The 16,088-nt window shown below is 50.8% G+C and carries 20 protein-coding genes; 7 read left to right on the forward strand and 13 right to left on the reverse strand.

All coding sequences use genetic code 11. From position 1 onward, the window contains the following. Window positions 1–3 precede the first annotated feature (3 nt). The 6 genes from tdcD (at window position 4) to cyuA (ending at window position 8,323) form a co-directional block, all read left to right on the forward strand. Window positions 4–1,212, forward strand: a complete 1,209-nt coding sequence (gene tdcD / locus ACJHX3_RS03095) for a propionate kinase (protein ID WP_001297162.1) — start codon at window positions 4–6, stop codon at window positions 1,210–1,212. Window positions 1,213–1,245: 33 nt separating this feature from the next. Further along, complete coding sequence (gene tdcE, locus ACJHX3_RS03100) at window positions 1,246–3,540, forward strand: 2-ketobutyrate formate-lyase/pyruvate formate-lyase (RefSeq protein ID WP_000861734.1); 2,295 nt, start codon at window positions 1,246–1,248, stop codon at window positions 3,538–3,540. A 13-nt stretch (window positions 3,541–3,553) separates the two neighbouring features. Next, the gene (locus ACJHX3_RS03105) at window positions 3,554–3,943 is read left to right on the forward strand and encodes an enamine/imine deaminase (RefSeq protein ID WP_000719990.1); all 390 of its coding nucleotides are present in this window, start codon (window positions 3,554–3,556) and stop codon (window positions 3,941–3,943) included. 71 nt (window positions 3,944–4,014) lie between these two features. Further along, entirely contained in the window at window positions 4,015–5,379 is a 1,365-nt protein-coding gene (gene tdcG, locus ACJHX3_RS03110; RefSeq protein ID WP_000622115.1) for an L-serine ammonia-lyase, read from the forward strand. 274 nt (window positions 5,380–5,653) lie between these two features. Further along, window positions 5,654–6,985, forward strand: coding sequence for an amino acid permease (locus tag ACJHX3_RS03115; protein WP_000401574.1), 1,332 nt, complete (start codon window positions 5,654–5,656; stop codon window positions 6,983–6,985). Between the two features lie 27 nt (window positions 6,986–7,012). Next, complete coding sequence (cyuA, locus tag ACJHX3_RS03120) at window positions 7,013–8,323, forward strand: cysteine desulfidase (RefSeq protein WP_000460505.1); 1,311 nt, start codon at window positions 7,013–7,015, stop codon at window positions 8,321–8,323. 59 nt (window positions 8,324–8,382) lie between these two features. On the opposite strand, the gene yhaL is transcribed toward cyuA, so the two are convergent. Together yhaL and ACJHX3_RS03130 are read right to left on the reverse strand one after the other, a co-directional pair. Further along, on the reverse strand, window positions 8,383–8,547 hold the full coding sequence (gene yhaL / locus ACJHX3_RS03125) for a protein YhaL (protein WP_001306007.1): 165 nt from the start codon (window positions 8,545–8,547) through the stop codon (window positions 8,383–8,385). A gap of 22 nt (window positions 8,548–8,569) precedes the next feature. Next, window positions 8,570–9,271 carry a pirin family protein gene (locus tag ACJHX3_RS03130; RefSeq protein WP_000633566.1) on the reverse strand — a complete coding sequence of 234 codons (702 nt, stop codon included), beginning with the start codon at window positions 9,269–9,271 and terminating at the stop codon, window positions 8,570–8,572. Window positions 9,272–9,375: 104 nt separating this feature from the next. Between ACJHX3_RS03130 and yhaJ the strand changes: the two genes are divergently transcribed. Further along, window positions 9,376–10,272 (forward strand): DNA-binding transcriptional regulator YhaJ, encoded by an 897-nt coding sequence (gene yhaJ / locus ACJHX3_RS03135; RefSeq protein ID WP_001041019.1) that lies wholly within the window; start codon window positions 9,376–9,378, stop codon window positions 10,270–10,272. 50 nt (window positions 10,273–10,322) lie between these two features. On the opposite strand, the gene ACJHX3_RS03140 is transcribed toward yhaJ, so the two are convergent. The 11 genes from ACJHX3_RS03140 to yqiM all read right to left on the reverse strand — a co-directional run bounded on the left by ACJHX3_RS03140 (window position 10,323) and on the right by yqiM (window position 15,922). Continuing rightward, window positions 10,323–10,679 carry a DUF805 domain-containing protein gene (locus ACJHX3_RS03140; protein WP_001198784.1) on the reverse strand — a complete coding sequence of 119 codons (357 nt, stop codon included), beginning with the start codon at window positions 10,677–10,679 and terminating at the stop codon, window positions 10,323–10,325. A gap of 241 nt (window positions 10,680–10,920) precedes the next feature. Next, the gene (locus tag ACJHX3_RS03145) at window positions 10,921–11,286 is read right to left on the reverse strand and encodes a DUF805 domain-containing protein (RefSeq protein WP_000384145.1); all 366 of its coding nucleotides are present in this window, start codon (window positions 11,284–11,286) and stop codon (window positions 10,921–10,923) included. A gap of 293 nt (window positions 11,287–11,579) precedes the next feature. After that, the gene (gene yqjG, locus ACJHX3_RS03150) at window positions 11,580–12,566 is read right to left on the reverse strand and encodes a glutathionyl-hydroquinone reductase YqjG (protein WP_000531217.1); all 987 of its coding nucleotides are present in this window, start codon (window positions 12,564–12,566) and stop codon (window positions 11,580–11,582) included. 69 nt (window positions 12,567–12,635) lie between these two features. Further along, the gene (locus tag ACJHX3_RS03155) at window positions 12,636–13,028 is read right to left on the reverse strand and encodes a DoxX family protein (protein ID WP_000732240.1); all 393 of its coding nucleotides are present in this window, start codon (window positions 13,026–13,028) and stop codon (window positions 12,636–12,638) included. Window positions 13,029–13,213: 185 nt separating this feature from the next. Then, window positions 13,214–13,513, reverse strand: a complete 300-nt coding sequence (locus ACJHX3_RS03160; protein ID WP_000096086.1) for a YqjK-like family protein — start codon at window positions 13,511–13,513, stop codon at window positions 13,214–13,216. After that, window positions 13,503–13,907, reverse strand: a complete 405-nt coding sequence (locus ACJHX3_RS03165; RefSeq protein WP_000785722.1) for a phage holin family protein — start codon at window positions 13,905–13,907, stop codon at window positions 13,503–13,505. Before ACJHX3_RS03165 ends, ACJHX3_RS03160 begins: the two co-directional genes overlap by 11 nt. A 2-nt stretch (window positions 13,908–13,909) precedes the next feature. Further along, window positions 13,910–14,215: a YqjD family protein gene (locus ACJHX3_RS03170; protein WP_000031415.1), complete on the reverse strand. Its 306-nt coding sequence runs from the start codon at window positions 14,213–14,215 to the stop codon at window positions 13,910–13,912. Window positions 14,216–14,252: 37 nt separating this feature from the next. Continuing rightward, on the reverse strand, window positions 14,253–14,621 hold the full coding sequence (gene yqjC / locus ACJHX3_RS03175; RefSeq protein ID WP_001295543.1) for a DUF1090 family protein YqjC: 369 nt from the start codon (window positions 14,619–14,621) through the stop codon (window positions 14,253–14,255). Between the two features lie 146 nt (window positions 14,622–14,767). Beyond that, window positions 14,768–15,151 (reverse strand): EnvZ/OmpR regulon moderator MzrA, encoded by a 384-nt coding sequence (gene mzrA, locus ACJHX3_RS03180; protein WP_001166760.1) that lies wholly within the window; start codon window positions 15,149–15,151, stop codon window positions 14,768–14,770. 3 nt (window positions 15,152–15,154) lie between these two features. Next, complete coding sequence (gene yqjA, locus ACJHX3_RS03185; RefSeq protein ID WP_000422149.1) at window positions 15,155–15,817, reverse strand: DedA family general envelope maintenance protein YqjA; 663 nt, start codon at window positions 15,815–15,817, stop codon at window positions 15,155–15,157. A gap of 21 nt (window positions 15,818–15,838) precedes the next feature. Further along, window positions 15,839–15,922, reverse strand: a complete 84-nt coding sequence (yqiM, locus tag ACJHX3_RS03190) for a hypothetical protein (RefSeq protein ID WP_212735802.1) — start codon at window positions 15,920–15,922, stop codon at window positions 15,839–15,841. Between the last annotated feature and the right edge of the window lie 166 nt (window positions 15,923–16,088).

A 16,088-nucleotide genomic window follows, 5' to 3' on the forward strand; every position in this document is an offset into this window, starting at 1 on the left:
GAGATGAATGAATTTCCGGTTGTTTTGGTTATTAACTGTGGTTCGTCTTCGATTAAGTTTTCCGTACTCGATGCCAGCGACTGTGAAGTATTAATGTCAGGTATTGCCGACGGTATTAACTCGGAAAATGCATTCTTATCCGTAAATGGGGGAGAGCCAGCACCGCTGGCTCACCACAGCTACGAAGGTGCATTGAAGGCAATTGCATTTGAACTGGAAAAACGGAATTTAAATGACAGTGTGGCCTTAATTGGCCACCGCATCGCTCACGGCGGCAGTATTTTTACCGAGTCCGCCATTATTACCGATGAAGTCATTGATAATATCCGTCGCGTTTCTCCACTGGCACCCCTGCATAATTACGCCAATTTAAGTGGTATTGAATCGGCGCAGCAATTATTTCCGGGCGTAACTCAGGTAGCGGTATTTGATACCAGTTTCCACCAGACGATGGCTCCGGAAGCTTATTTATACGGCCTGCCGTGGAAATATTATGAAGAGTTAGGTGTACGCCGTTATGGTTTCCACGGCACGTCGCACCGCTATGTTTCCCAGCGCGCGCATTCTTTGCTGAATCTGGCGGAAGATGACTCCGGCCTGGTTGTGGCGCATCTTGGCAATGGCGCGTCAATCTGCGCAGTTCGCAACGGTCAGAGTGTTGACACTTCAATGGGAATGACGCCGCTGGAAGGCTTGATGATGGGTACCCGCAGTGGTGATGTCGACTTTGGTGCGATGTCCTGGGTCGCCAGCCAAACCAACCAGAGCCTGGGTGACCTGGAACGCGTAGTGAATAAAGAGTCGGGATTATTAGGCATTTCCGGTCTTTCTTCGGATTTACGTGTTCTGGAAAAAGCCTGGCATGAAGGTCACGAACGCGCGCAACTGGCAATTAAAACCTTTGTTCACCGAATTGCCCGTCATATTGCCGGACACGCAGCCTCATTACGTCGCCTGGATGGAATTATATTCACCGGCGGAATAGGAGAAAATTCAAGTTTAATTCGTCGTCTGGTCATGGAACATTTGGCTGTATTAGGCGTAGAGATTGATACAGAAATGAATAATCGCTCTAACTCCTGTGGAGAGCGAATTGTTTCCAGTGAAAATGCGCGTGTCATTTGCGCCGTTATCCCAACCAACGAAGAAAAAATGATTGCTTTGGATGCCATTCATTTAGGCAAAGTTAACGCGCCCGCAGAATTTGCATAATTTAGTTGAAGTATTGTAGAGAGATTATTTTTCATGAAGGTAGATATTGATACCAGCGATAAGCTGTACGCCGACGCATGGCTTGGCTTTAAAGGTACGGACTGGAAAAACGAAATTAATGTCCGCGATTTTATTCAACATAACTATACACCGTATGAAGGCGATGAATCTTTCCTCGCTGAAGCGACGCCAGCCACCACGGAATTGTGGGAAAAAGTGATGGAAGGCATTCGTATCGAAAACGCAACCCACGCGCCGGTTGATTTCGATACTAATATTGCTACCACCATTACCGCTCATGATGCGGGATATATTAACCAGCCGCTGGAAAAAATAGTGGGCCTGCAAACGGATGCGCCATTAAAGCGTGCGCTGCATCCGTTCGGTGGCATTAATATGATTAAAAGTTCATTCCACGCCTATGGCCGTGAAATGGACAGTGAATTTGAATATCTGTTTACCGATCTGCGTAAAACCCATAATCAGGGCGTATTTGATGTTTACTCACCAGATATGCTGCGCTGCCGTAAATCGGGTGTACTGACTGGTTTGCCAGATGGTTATGGCCGTGGGCGCATTATCGGTGACTACCGCCGCGTGGCGCTGTATGGCATCAGTTATCTGGTGCGTGAACGCGAACTGCAATTTGCCGATCTCCAGTCCCGTCTGGAAAAAGGCGAGGATCTGGAAGCCACTATCCGTCTGCGTGAGGAGCTGGCAGAGCATCGTCATGCGCTTTTGCAGATTCAGGAAATGGCGGCGAAATATGGCTTTGATATCTCTCGCCCGGCGCAGAATGCACAGGAAGCGGTGCAGTGGCTCTACTTCGCTTATCTGGCGGCAGTGAAATCGCAAAATGGCGGCGCGATGTCGCTGGGGCGCACGGCATCGTTCCTCGATATCTACATTGAGCGCGACTTTAAAGCTGGCGTACTCAATGAGCAGCAGGCACAGGAACTGATCGATCACTTCATCATGAAGATCCGTATGGTACGCTTCCTGCGTACACCGGAATTTGATTCGCTGTTCTCCGGCGACCCAATCTGGGCGACGGAAGTGATCGGCGGGATGGGGCTGGACGGTCGTACGCTGGTGACCAAAAACTCCTTCCGCTATTTGCACACCCTGCACACTATGGGGCCTGCACCGGAACCTAACCTGACCATTCTTTGGTCGGAAGAATTACCGATTGCCTTCAAAAAATATGCCGCGCAGGTGTCGATCGTCACCTCTTCCTTGCAGTATGAAAACGACGATCTGATGCGTACTGACTTCAACAGCGACGATTACGCGATTGCCTGCTGCGTTAGCCCAATGGTGATTGGTAAGCAAATGCAGTTCTTTGGTGCACGCGCTAACCTGGCGAAAACGCTGCTGTACGCAATTAACGGCGGGGTGGATGAGAAGCTGAAGATTCAGGTCGGTCCGAAAACGGCACCGCTGATGGACGACGTGCTGGATTACGACAAAGTGATGGACAGTCTCGATCACTTCATGGACTGGCTGGCGGTGCAGTACATCAGCGCGCTGAATATCATTCACTACATGCACGACAAGTACAGCTACGAAGCTTCGCTGATGGCGCTGCACGATCGTGATGTCTATCGCACTATGGCATGCGGCATCGCGGGCCTGTCGGTGGCAACAGACTCCCTGTCCGCTATCAAATATGCCCGCGTGAAACCAATCCGTGACGAAAACGGCCTGGCGGTGGATTTCGAAATCGACGGTGAATATCCGCAGTACGGTAACAACGACGAGCGCGTAGACAGCATTGCCTGCGATCTGGTTGAACGCTTTATGAAGAAAATTAAAGCGCTGCCAACCTATCGCAACGCCGTCCCTACCCAGTCGATTCTGACTATCACTTCTAACGTGGTGTACGGCCAGAAAACCGGTAATACGCCGGACGGTCGTCGCGCCGGAACACCGTTCGCGCCGGGCGCTAACCCGATGCATGGTCGTGACCGCAAAGGTGCCGTGGCTTCATTGACGTCGGTGGCGAAACTGCCGTTCACCTACGCCAAAGACGGGATCTCGTACACCTTCTCGATTGTGCCTGCGGCGCTGGGCAAAGAAGATCCAGTACGTAAAACCAACCTTGTCGGCCTGCTGGATGGGTATTTCCACCACGAAGCGGATGTCGAAGGCGGTCAACACCTCAACGTCAACGTAATGAATCGGGAAATGCTGCTGGATGCCATCGAGCACCCGGAAAAATATCCTAACCTGACAATCCGTGTCTCTGGCTACGCCGTGCGCTTCAACGCACTGACCCGTGAACAGCAACAGGATGTTATTTCACGTACTTTTACCCAGGCGCTCTGACGCCGGAGGATGTATGAAAAAGATTATCGAAACGCAACGTGCCCCAGGCGCAATCGGCCCTTATGTTCAGGGCGTTGATTTAGGCAGCATGGTCTTCACCTCCGGGCAAATTCCGGTTTGCCCACAAACCGGTGAGATCCCGGCTGATGTGCAAGATCAGGCGCGTTTAAGCCTCGAAAACGTCAAAGCGATCGTGGTTGCTGCCGGGCTGAGCGTGGGCGATATCATCAAGATGACCGTGTTCATCACCGATCTGAATGATTTTGCCACCATCAACGAAGTCTATAAGCAGTTCTTCGATGAGCATCAGGCGACCTATCCGACCCGGAGCTGTGTACAGGTCGCGCGTTTGCCGAAAGATGTGAAGCTGGAAATTGAAGCCATCGCAGTACGTAGTGCGTAAAGCCTCGTGAGCGGGACGGTCGCAAGGTCGTTCCGCTCCACTTCACTGAACGGCAATCCGAGGGTGTGGATATGATTAGTGCATTCGATATTTTCAAAATTGGGATTGGTCCCTCCAGTTCGCATACCGTGGGGCCAATGAATGCCGGAAAAAGTTTTATTGATCGGCTGGAAAGTAGCGGCTTATTAACCGCGACGAGCCATATTGTGGTCGATCTGTACGGGTCGTTGTCACTGACGGGCAAAGGCCATGCCACGGATGTCGCCATTATCATGGGACTGGCAGGAAACAGTCCGCAGGATGTTGTCATTGATGAGATCCCTGCATTTATAGAGTTAGTAACGCGCAGCGGGCGGCTGCCAGTGGCATCTGGTGCGCATATTGTTGATTTTCCTGTAGCAAAGAACATTATCTTCCATCCCGAAATGTTGCCTCGCCATGAGAACGGAATGCGGATCACTGCCTGGAAGGGACAGGAAGCGCTATTAAGTAAAACCTATTACTCTGTCGGCGGCGGGTTTATTGTCGAAGAAGAACACTTCGGCCTGTCGCACGATGTCGAAACGTCCGTACCTTACGATTTCCACTCAGCAGGTGAACTGCTGAAAATGTGTGATTACAACGGCCTGTCTATATCTGGTCTGATGATGCACAACGAGCTGGCGCTGCGCAGCAAAGCGGAAATTGACGCAGGGTTTGCCCGTATCTGGCAAGTGATGCATGACGGTATTGAACGCGGGATGAACACTGAAGGCGTGCTGCCTGGTCCGCTCAATGTGCCGCGTCGTGCCGTAGCGCTGCGTCGTCAGCTGGTTTCCAGCGATAACATTTCTAACGATCCGATGAATGTCATCGACTGGATCAACATGTACGCGCTGGCGGTTAGTGAAGAAAACGCAGCTGGCGGGCGCGTGGTAACGGCACCGACTAACGGTGCGTGCGGCATTATTCCGGCAGTGCTGGCTTATTACGATAAGTTCCGTCGTCCGGTAAACGAGCGGTCAATTGCCCGCTATTTTCTGGCCGCGGGGGCTATTGGCGCGCTGTATAAAATGAACGCCTCCATCTCTGGCGCGGAAGTCGGCTGTCAGGGGGAGATTGGCGTGGCCTGTTCAATGGCGGCGGCAGGGTTAACTGAACTACTGGGCGGCAGTCCGGCGCAGGTATGCAATGCGGCGGAAATCGCGATGGAACATAACCTTGGGCTGACCTGCGATCCGGTTGCCGGACAGGTACAAATCCCGTGCATTGAACGTAATGCCATTAATGCCGTGAAAGCAGTAAACGCCGCGCGGATGGCGATGCGCCGCACCTCGGCACCGCGTGTTTCACTCGATAAAGTGATCGAGACGATGTATGAAACCGGCAAAGATATGAACGATAAATACCGCGAAACATCACGCGGAGGACTGGCCATTAAAGTGGTCTGCGGCTGACATTGCTGTCAGCTTTCATCCTTGGGTGCACAAATGTGCACCTTTTTTTTGTGATCTGCCGCAAATAGAGAATGAATATTCTCTTGCGATTAATTTAGTAGAAAATTCTTATCCATCTCCGTTATTTCAAAGTCTTGATTGTGAAGATTTTCTCTGACCTCGCGCGTATCATTTCTTTATTCTAATAACTCGCCTGCAAAAACGTAGACCGCATATCGCCTTGATGCGGCTCGGAAAAAAATAATAAGCCCTACAAAATATTGAGCGAGAAATTATGGAAATTGCATCGAATAAAGGCGTCATTGCAGACGCTTCGACCCCGGCGGGTCGTGCTGGAATGAGTGAGAGCGAGTGGCGAGAAGCGATCAAATTCGACAGTACTGACACCGGCTGGGTGATTATGAGTATCGGGATGGCGATTGGCGCGGGGATTGTTTTTCTCCCGGTGCAGGTCGGTTTGATGGGATTGTGGGTATTTTTGCTCTCATCGGTGATTGGTTACCCGGCAATGTATCTGTTTCAGCGGTTGTTTATTAATACGCTGGCAGAATCACCAGAATGTAAAGATTACCCGAGCGTCATTAGCGGCTATTTAGGTAAAAACTGGGGCATCCTGTTAGGTGCACTCTATTTCGTAATGCTGGTGATTTGGATGTTCGTCTATTCCACCGCCATCACCAACGATAGTGCTTCCTACCTGCATACCTTCGGCGTGACGGAAGAGTTGCTGTCAGACAGTCCCTTTTATGGTCTGGTACTGATTTGCATTCTGGTGGCGATCTCCTCACGCGGCGAGAAATTGTTATTCAAAATTTCGACGGGGATGGTGCTGACCAAGCTGCTGGTGGTCGCGGCGCTGGGCGTGTCGATGGTGGGAATGTGGCATCTGTATAACGTCGGTTCGCTACCGCCGCTGGGGCTGCTGGTGAAAAACGCCATTATTACGCTGCCGTTTACCCTGACGTCGATTCTGTTTATCCAGACGTTAAGCCCGATGGTGATCTCTTATCGCTCGCGGGAAAAATCGATTGAAGTGGCGCGGCATAAAGCATTGCGGGCCATGAATATCGCGTTTGGCATTTTGTTTGTCACCGTCTTTTTCTACGCCGTGTCGTTCACGCTGGCGATGGGACATGACGAAGCGGTAAAAGCCTACGAGCAGAATATTTCCGCGCTGGCAATTGCGGCGCAGTTTATTAGCGGTGACGGCGCAGCGTGGGTGAAAGTGGTCAGCGTCATTCTCAATATCTTTGCAGTAATGACCGCGTTTTTTGGCGTCTATTTAGGCTTTCGCGAAGCAACGCAAGGGATCGTAATGAACATCCTGCGTCGCAAGATACCTGCCGAGAAGATTAACGAAAATCTCGTTCAGCGCGGCATCATGATTTTCGCCATTTTGCTGGCCTGGAGCGCCATCGTACTGAACGCCCCGGTGTTGAGCTTCACCTCTATCTGTAGCCCGATTTTCGGCATGGTAGGGTGCCTGATCCCGGCGTGGCTGGTTTACAAAGTACCGGCATTGCACAAATACAAAGGGATGTCTCTGTACCTGATTATCGTCACTGGTTTGTTGCTTTGTGTTTCTCCGTTCCTGGCATTTTCTTGATTTACCTGAAATTTTAAGGTTTTTAATATGTTTGATTCGACTTTAAATCCGTTATGGCAGCGTTACATCCTCGCCGTTCAGGAGGAGGTAAAACCGGCGCTGGGGTGTACTGAACCGATTTCACTGGCGCTGGCGGCGGCGGTTGCTGCGGCAGAACTGGAAGGTCCGGTTGAACGTGTAGAAGCCTGGGTTTCGCCAAATCTGATGAAGAACGGTCTGGGCGTCACCGTTCCCGGCACGGGAATGGTGGGGCTGCCGATTGCGGCGGCGCTTGGGGCGTTAGGTGGAAATGCTAACGCCGGGCTGGAAGTGCTGAAAGACGCAACTGCGCAGGCAATTGCCGATGCCAAAGCACTGCTGGCGGCGGGGAAAGTCTCAGTTAAGATCCAGGAACCTTGCGATGAAATCCTCTTCTCACGCGCCAAAGTCTGGAACGGTGAGAAGTGGGCGTGTGTCACCATCGTCGGCGGGCATACCAACATTGTGCATATTGAGACGCACAATGGCGTGGTGTTTACCCAGCAGGCGTGTGTGACAGAGGGCGAGCAAGAGTCGCCGCTGACGGTGCTTTCCAGGACGACGCTGGCTGAGATCCTGAAGTTCGTCAATGAAGTCCCGTTTGCGGCGATCCGCTTTATTCTCGATTCTGCGAAGTTAAATTGCGCGTTATCGCAGGAAGGTTTGAGTGGTAACTGGGGGCTGCATATTGGTGCGACGCTGGAAAAACAGTGCGAGCGCGGTTTGCTGGCGAAAGATCTCTCTTCATCCATTGTGATTCGTACCAGCGCGGCATCCGATGCGCGTATGGGCGGCGCTACGCTTCCGGCGATGAGTAATTCAGGCTCGGGTAACCAAGGGATCACTGCAACAATGCCTGTGGTGGTGGTAGCAGAACACTTCGGGGCCGATGATGAACGGCTGGCGCGTGCGCTGATGCTTTCGCATTTGAGCGCGATTTACATCCATAACCAGTTACCGCGTTTGTCTGCGCTTTGTGCCGCAACGACCGCAGCAATGGGGGCCGCCGCCGGGATGGCATGGCTGGTGGATGGGCGTTATGAAACCATCTCGATGGCGATCAGCAGTATGATCGGCGATGTCAGCGGCATGATTTGCGATGGTGCGTCGAACAGCTGCGCGATGAAGGTTTCGACCAGTGCTTCGGCTGCGTGGAAAGCGGTGTTAATGGCGCTGGATGATACCGCTGTGACCGGCAATGAAGGGATTGTGGCGCATGATGTTGAGCAGTCGATTGCCAACCTGTGTGCGTTAGCAAGCCATTCGATGCAGCAAACGGATCGGCAGATTATCGAGATTATGGCGAGCAAGGCCAGATAAACGCCAGGTTTTGGGTATCGTGCCGGATAAGGCGTTTACGCCGCATCCGGCACCTGTCTTTACGCGGTAGCTTCATCCTCGGCTAAACGCGTTTCAGCATCCGCGACGATGGCTTCCAGCTCGCTCAACATCTCTTCATAGCCAAAATTATTGGCGGTGCGAGCAGGTTCTTTCGCCACCACGGGCTTCACTGGCTGACGCTTTTTGGCCGATTTTTTACTCATCATCATCTCCCTGTAAAAACAACTAGACAGGCAAATCTATCAGCAAAGCGCGCAGTGGGGAATCGGCAACCAGCGTAATGTTAGCCTCGTCACGAATAAACGCCCCATCACCGCAGGTTAGCGCCGCTTTCTCTTCATGATGCGTAAGCGCATGAAATTGCCCGTGAATCGATTGCAAATACGCGCGTGGCCCATGCAACTGGAAATTCGCACTTTCGCCTTTGTCGAGCACGATATGGTGCAGCCATACTTGTTGGCGTAATTGCAGGCTTCCCATCGCACCCTCTGGCGAGGCGATTAATTGCTGCTTGTCCATATTAAGCGCCAGCTTTTGAATCAGCGGATTCTCTCGCTGCGGGCAGGCATCCAGCCAAAGCTGCATTCGCGTTAACGGTTTGTCTTTGCTGAGATTGTGTTCGCTATAGCTGACACCCGGCTGGGTAGAGAGCAGCAACACCTCACCAGCGCAGGCCTGAACATGATTGCCTTCGCTGTCGCGATACTCTGCTTCTCCATCCAGAATCACATTTAAAATATCGACTTTGGGATAGGTTCGCGGCTGAAAGGCGGCACCTGGGGCCAGCACTTCCTGGTTAAGCACGCGCAGGGAGGCATAGCCTAACAATTTCGGGTCGAAGTAGTGTCCAAAGGAAAAAGTATACCGGGCCTGCAACCATCCGTAGTCTGCTTGTCCACACTGCCTGGCAGTTCGGGTAGTAATCATAATTCTTGACCTCTCTTTACTTCCTTTTATGGTAAGGGGCTGGACGCTACATTGTTAGCCAGATATTCTGCCCGGTATGTTCAAATTTCCTGAATGAGAACGAAATGGCCAAAGAAAGGGCATTAACGCTGGAAGCACTACGGGTTATGGATGCGATCGATCGCCGGGGCAGTTTTGCGGCGGCGGCGGATGAGCTGGGACGCGTGCCTTCCGCACTTAGCTACACCATGCAAAAACTGGAAGAAGAGCTGGATGTGGTGCTGTTTGACCGCTCGGGTCATCGCACCAAATTCACCAATGTCGGGAGGATGTTGCTGGAGCGAGGGCGCGTTTTGCTGGAAGCCGCAGATAAACTGACTACTGATGCGGAAGCTCTCGCGCGCGGTTGGGAAACGCATCTCACCATTGTGACCGAGGCGCTGGTACCGACACCTGCCTTATTCCCGTTAATCGACAAACTGGCGGCAAAAGCCAATACCCAACTGGCAATCATCACCGAAGTGCTGGCGGGGGCGTGGGAACGGCTGGAGCAGGGGCGGGCGGATATCGTTATCGCGCCGGATATGCATTTTCGTTCCTCGTCGGAGATCAACTCGCGCAAGCTCTATACCTTAATGAACGTCTACGTTGCCGCGCCTGATCACCCGATTCATCAGGAGCCGGAACCGTTATCTGAAGTGACGCGCGTGAAATATCGTGGAATTGCGGTGGCGGATACCGCTCGTGAGCGCCCGGTGTTGACCGTACAGCTGCTGGACAAACAGCCGCGCTTAACGGTGAGCACGATTGAAGATAAACGTCAGGCATTACTGGCGGGGCTTGGCGTGGCGACGATGCCGTATCCGATGGTCGAAAAAGATATTGCGGAAGGGCGGTTGCGTGTCGTCAGCCCAGAATCGACCAGCGAGATCGATATTATTATGGCCTGGCGTCGTGACAGTATGGGGGAAGCGAAATCCTGGTGTCTGCGGGAAATTCCCAAACTTTTTAGCGGAAAATAATATTTGTTATTGTTAATAAAAAGGGGCGAAATATCGCCCCAATTTTAATATTAATTTGAACCAAACTTCGGATCGTTTCCGTAACGATTGCTGCCAGAAGTACCTTCTAAACAGGCAAATACAAACAGAACTAACCAGCCAATGACCGGTACCAGATAGAGAAGCGCCCACGCACCTGAACGGTCAGTATCGTGCAGACGACGAACGCACAGAGCAATGACCGGAATGATTGTTGCTGCCAGGTAAATGAGAGAAAGGAATGGAAACTCTAAACCTAAAATCAATTGAATGACATTGATAATAGCGCCGACGATGGCGTTAATCAGAGTAAACATCCAGTACTCTTTACGACGTGCGCGACCAGAGAAACCAACATAATTTTTTAATACGGCTAAATACCACTGCATAAAAACATCCCTTTAATTAAAAGTTGCGAAAGTCTATTCCGGGGATGGAGTAAATGCTATTCGTATCTTTCTTTTTCGGATGTTATAAAGGTTTTGATATTTAAGATAAATATATGGTTATTTTTTATAGGTAATTTATATAACGACATTGAAATATTTTAAATAAACATTAGTAAATTATTCATTCATCAACATGATGATAAAAGCCGGATGAGTCAGACATCCGGCGAGCAGATTTGTTTTAAGGTTCCAGTTTTGGATCTGGTCCAAAGCGGTTTTCGCCTGGCGTACCCGCCTGGCAGTTAAAGACGATGATAATAAGCCAGCCGATAAACGGGATTAAGAATAGCAGTGCCCACCACGCCGAGCGGTCGGTGTCGTGCAGGCGGCGGAACTGAACCGCCCACCACGGTAAAAACACCAGAATACCGTAGATTGTCGTCAGGATGCCTTCGCCACCAGCGCGTTGCCAGCCTAACATTTTATCCAGCAGCCCCAGCACGAACGTAAAGATGATGTTGACCAGAATAAACATCCAGTACTCTTTGCGCCGCGCACGACCCCGGAAACCGACATAATTTTTTAGTACTTTCAGATACCAGTCCATTTTTGCCTCAATTTTGCTCAATCACTTGTTTTTAAAGCAGCAAATTAAGAATAGACGTGAATGAAATGGCAGTAAATATTCGTTCAATGAATTAATAAGGTGCTTTGAAGGCGCGCTAAAACTGATGACAAGTGCAAAATTGCCAGATGCACTACGCTTATCTGGCTTACGCTGTCCTTGCAACATATTGAATATAAAAAGTTTTTTGGGTTGAATAAGGCGTTCACGCCGCATCCGACATGCACAACATGCACTTAGCTAATAATCAGAGGCACCCCGTAAGGTGCCTTTTTTTAACCGAAGCGAACATCTCGTCCATGCGGTTCATCGAGATCCTGCCACGGACCAATTGAAATAATCCCCGTAGGGTTGATGGTCTTATGACTGCGGAAGTAATGATTACGGATGTGATCGAAATTGACGGTTTCGGCAATCCCCGGCATCTGGTAGATATCGCGCAGAAAACCATACAGGTTCAGATAATCGCTGATGCGGTGCTTATCACACTTGAAGTGGGTGACATACACCGGATCAAAACGCACCAGCGTGGTCCACAGGCGAATATCGGCTTCGGTTAGCTGGTTGCCGGTCAGGTAACGATGCTGGCCTAAAATCTGTTCCAGTCGCGCCAGCGATTCAAACACTTTCACTACCGCCTCGTCGTAGGCTTGCTGGCTGGTGGCAAAACCGGCTTTATACACGCCGTTGTTAACGGTGTCATAAATCCAGCCGTTAAGTTCGTCAATTTTCGGTTGCAGGGCTGGTGGGTAGTAATCTCCAGCTTTCGCACCCAGCGCATCAAACGCGGTATTGAACATGCGGATGATTTCCGCTGATTCGTTGCTGACGATGGTGTGGTTCTTTTTGTCCCACAGCACGGGAACAGTAACTCGTCCGCTGTAGTGTGGATCGGCGTGGAGATAAAGCTGATACAGAAATTCATGTTGATAGAGCGTATCTCCGGTTGCTCCCGGAAAACTGTCATCAAAGGTCCAGCCGTTTTCCAGCATCAGCGGGTTCACTACGGAAACGGAAATAAACGGTTCCAGTCCTTTGAGTTTACGCATGATCAGCGTGCGGTGCGCCCACGGGCAGGCGAGTGAAACATAGAGATGATAACGATCTTTCTCTGCGGTAAAACCGCCTATGCCAGTGGGGCCAGGAGTGCCATCGGCAGTGAGCCAGTTACGAAATGCGGAAGCTGAACGTTGAAATTTACCGCCGGTGGATTTGGTATCGTACCAGGTGTCATGCCAGACGCCGTCAATCAGTTGACCCATTTTTCTCTCCTCCAATAGCAAAAACGAGGAGCTTCCTCCTCGTTTTTTATCGTTAAGTATAGCTCGTGCTTACCACTTTTTATTCAGCAGGCGGTCGATGCTATACGCGCCCGGACCGGTAATTGCCAGCAGCAGGAATCCGCCAGAAATTGTCAGGTTTTTCATGAACATCAGTGAGTTGACGCCTTCAGCAAAGTTGCTGTGAAATAAAAATGCCGTCAGCAGCGTAAAGCCCGCAGTAAACAGGGCTGTGGTGCGAGTCAGGAAACCGAACAGGATTGCCAGACCACCACCAAACTCAAGCAGAATCACCAGCGGCAGCATAAAACCCGGGACGCCCATCGCTTCCATATATTGTTGGGTACCCGCGTAACCAGTAATTTTTCCCCAGCCTGCGGTAATAAACAGAATCGGCATTAAAATGCGCGCTACCAGTACACCAACATCTTCTAATTTTTTCATCATACTCTCCACTGCGCCACTCAGGCTGCTGATTGTTTTTTTGTGCAAGGGCGCGGTATTAGCGTCGTTGCTGTCGATGGAGAGAATCATAAACGTGGTGAATGATGATTGTTAGCAAGGAAAACTGTCAAAAATCTTCAAAAAATTTGATGGATAAGGCCGGAATGGCTCCGGCCAGAGGGAAGTTAACCGCGAAGTTGTTGCTGCTTGAGGGTCGTTTTCACCAGACGCCAGGCGCTCCATACGCCAAAACCGCGTCTGGCCCAGCGGACCAGCATATTAGGATGGCGAATCGTCCAGATCGCCATCACGCTACTGCCTACCAGCGCCCAGGAGCGCAGACTTAGCAGCATATTCCAGCGACGATCGTAAGCGCCTGTTGCCTCCAGCCATTCACGACGACTGGCGGAAAGATCCAGCCGTTGTTGCTGGATCTGGCTCAGCAGTTGCGCCTTACGTCGTTCACGTTCGACTTTACTGCTCACGGGACTCCTCCTCGAGCAGCTGCCGATCGTTTGCCAGCTCATGGCGTGTATGGCGCAGCAGGGTGGATTTACGCGATTTACGTAACGTCCAGATACCGCCAATCAGTGCCAGTAGCAGCAACACCACGGTGGTGGCAATCATCGCATTCAGGCGATATTGCGGATCAACCGCCCAAATAATCAGCACCATCAGGCTCATAAGACCAAATGCAGCGAAAAGCATCGTCAGGCCCAGCATCAGTAAAAGTTGAAAGAGATTCGCTTTTTCCTCTTCCAGCTCCACCACCGCCAGCCGCAGACGTGTTTCCACCATTTCAACCATGATGGAAACAATTCGCTGCCCGATGCCCAGAACGCTTTTACCGGGCCCTTGCGCGTGATGAGTGTCCGCCATAATTAACGACGCGACAGCAGAACGCCGAGCACTACACCGATTGCAGCGCCAATGCCCACGCCCGTCCATGGATTTTCACGCACATACTCATCGGCACGCGCCGCCGCGACACGGGTTTGTTTGGCGATGGCATCACCGGTTTCACCCAGGCGATAACGGCTCTGTTTCAGTGCCTGCTCCGCTTTGCTACGAATCTTACTCAACTCTTCTTTTGACTTCTCGCCAGATGAGCTAAGCACCTCTTCCAGCGTATCGGAAAGGGATTTCAACTCAGCACGCAGATGTTCCGTAGTGTGTTCTTTCGACATAGTTTTCTCCAGGTGAGTAAGTAGTGACTATTGTGAGTTAGTAGTCGCGCGCTTCCAGCTTTTTCAGCTCTTCCTGCGCTTCTGCCAGTTTCCGTTCGCGTTTGGCAATCTTATCGGCATCGCCTTTTTGCTTCGCCTCGGCTAAATCTTGCTGGCGTTCCGCCACCTCATCTTTCTGCTTTGCGATTTTCTTCTGATGATCGGCACGCAGCTGGCTATCTGAACAGTTGGCCCGGACTTCACTCAGGGCTTTATTCAGACCGTCAATACGATTCTGGTTTTGGTGTTTTTCGGCATAGCTGATCTCCTTAAGGATATTTTGCTCCTTTTCCTGACACAGGGTAGTGGCATAACTACCGGCACTAAGAGCAAAGAGAGAAACAGCTAAAGCGATGCGGTATTTCATTCTTGAACCTTCCATTGTGATTCGGACCTATTACAAAGGAACGATTGTCCAGACAACGAAGCGGTAGTGTTAACCACCGCCTCATTAATCATAGACAGTTACGGTGAAATCACCAAAGTCAGTGATATGTTTCGGATAACAGGAAGTTATCCGAAGCGATGAGAGTTATCCCGCAACCGGGTCAGCCACTGCATAGCCTGACTATTATTGTCCTGCTGCGCGATGATGTAGCCATGGGGCAATGTTCTGTCGAGGACCGCTTTTGCGGCGGCACTCTGGTCGCTGGAGTCAAAGGTAATTAACAGAGTGTCATTTTTGGGGGTGATACTTTTGAAAGGAATGCCGTGAGCGTCAAGGTGATGCCAGATTGAAAAACCGTCTGGCATCGTTGTCCCTTGATGAACGGCACGAATCGCCAGCGTAGACTCTTGCTGGCGAACCGCGGACCAGGCCAGCAACAGTGTGCCGACCAGAAGTAAAACAGCGCCGGACCAGGCTAGCTGGCGAAGCGACATGCGAGGTATTTGCATCCCTTACCCCCGATTTCCATATTTCTTTTTCCATAACACGACCAGAGAACCTGCCAGGCCAAACACCAGCAGCACCACCGGGAGCAGCATCAGGCATGACATCAGCTGGTCCTCGTACTTTAAAAATACCGGCGTTTTGCCGAGCATGTAACCCAGAGTTGTCAGGATCAATACCCACAGCAGACCGCTCATCCAGTTGAAGAACTGAAAGCGCGCGTTGTTCAGCCCTGATAATCCGGCAATCGTCGGCAGCAGTGTTCTGACAAATGCAATAAAGCGACCAATTAACAGCGCCGATAAACCGTGTTTATGAAAAAGATGGTGTGCGCGTTGATGATAATGCGCGGGTAAATGAGATAGCCAGTTTTGTACGGTGCGGGTATTGCCCAGCCATCGCCCCTGAATATAGCTGACCCAGCAACCGAGGCTGGCGGCAACGGTCAGCAGCAGAATCGTTTGCGGATAGCCCATCGCGCCTTTCGCAATCAATACGCCGACCAACACCAGTAAACTGTCGCCCGGTAAAAAGGCCGCCGGAAGCAAGCCGTTTTCAAGGAACAAAATTACAAACAAGACAAAATACAACATGCCAATCATCGACGGATTGGCCAGGGTTTCAAAATCCTGCGCCCACAGGGCTTGCAGCAATTGGGTCAAAAGTTCCATTCATTATTCCTGGTGAATCGGTTAACGCCACGCTGGTTTTAAAAGATGCACTACCGCAATGTTATTGCTGTTTTGGTATGTTTTGCGGGTTTGATACATCAACACAGCCTGAACTATTCCCTGTTAAATCGTGAGATAAGAAAGCATTCAAAAGCATAAATTCAAATTGAATCTAATTGTAACAAAGGTCAACGTTGTTCGTTATCAAAATTACATGTCCGTGGAGTCTGATTTTGCTGATTGCAGGGGAGGGTGGCGAGAGGATTTACAC

It is taken from the genome of Escherichia sp. WS1265 (genome assembly GCF_046487585.1).
Taxonomy (GTDB): domain Bacteria; phylum Pseudomonadota; class Gammaproteobacteria; order Enterobacterales; family Enterobacteriaceae; genus Escherichia; species Escherichia coli.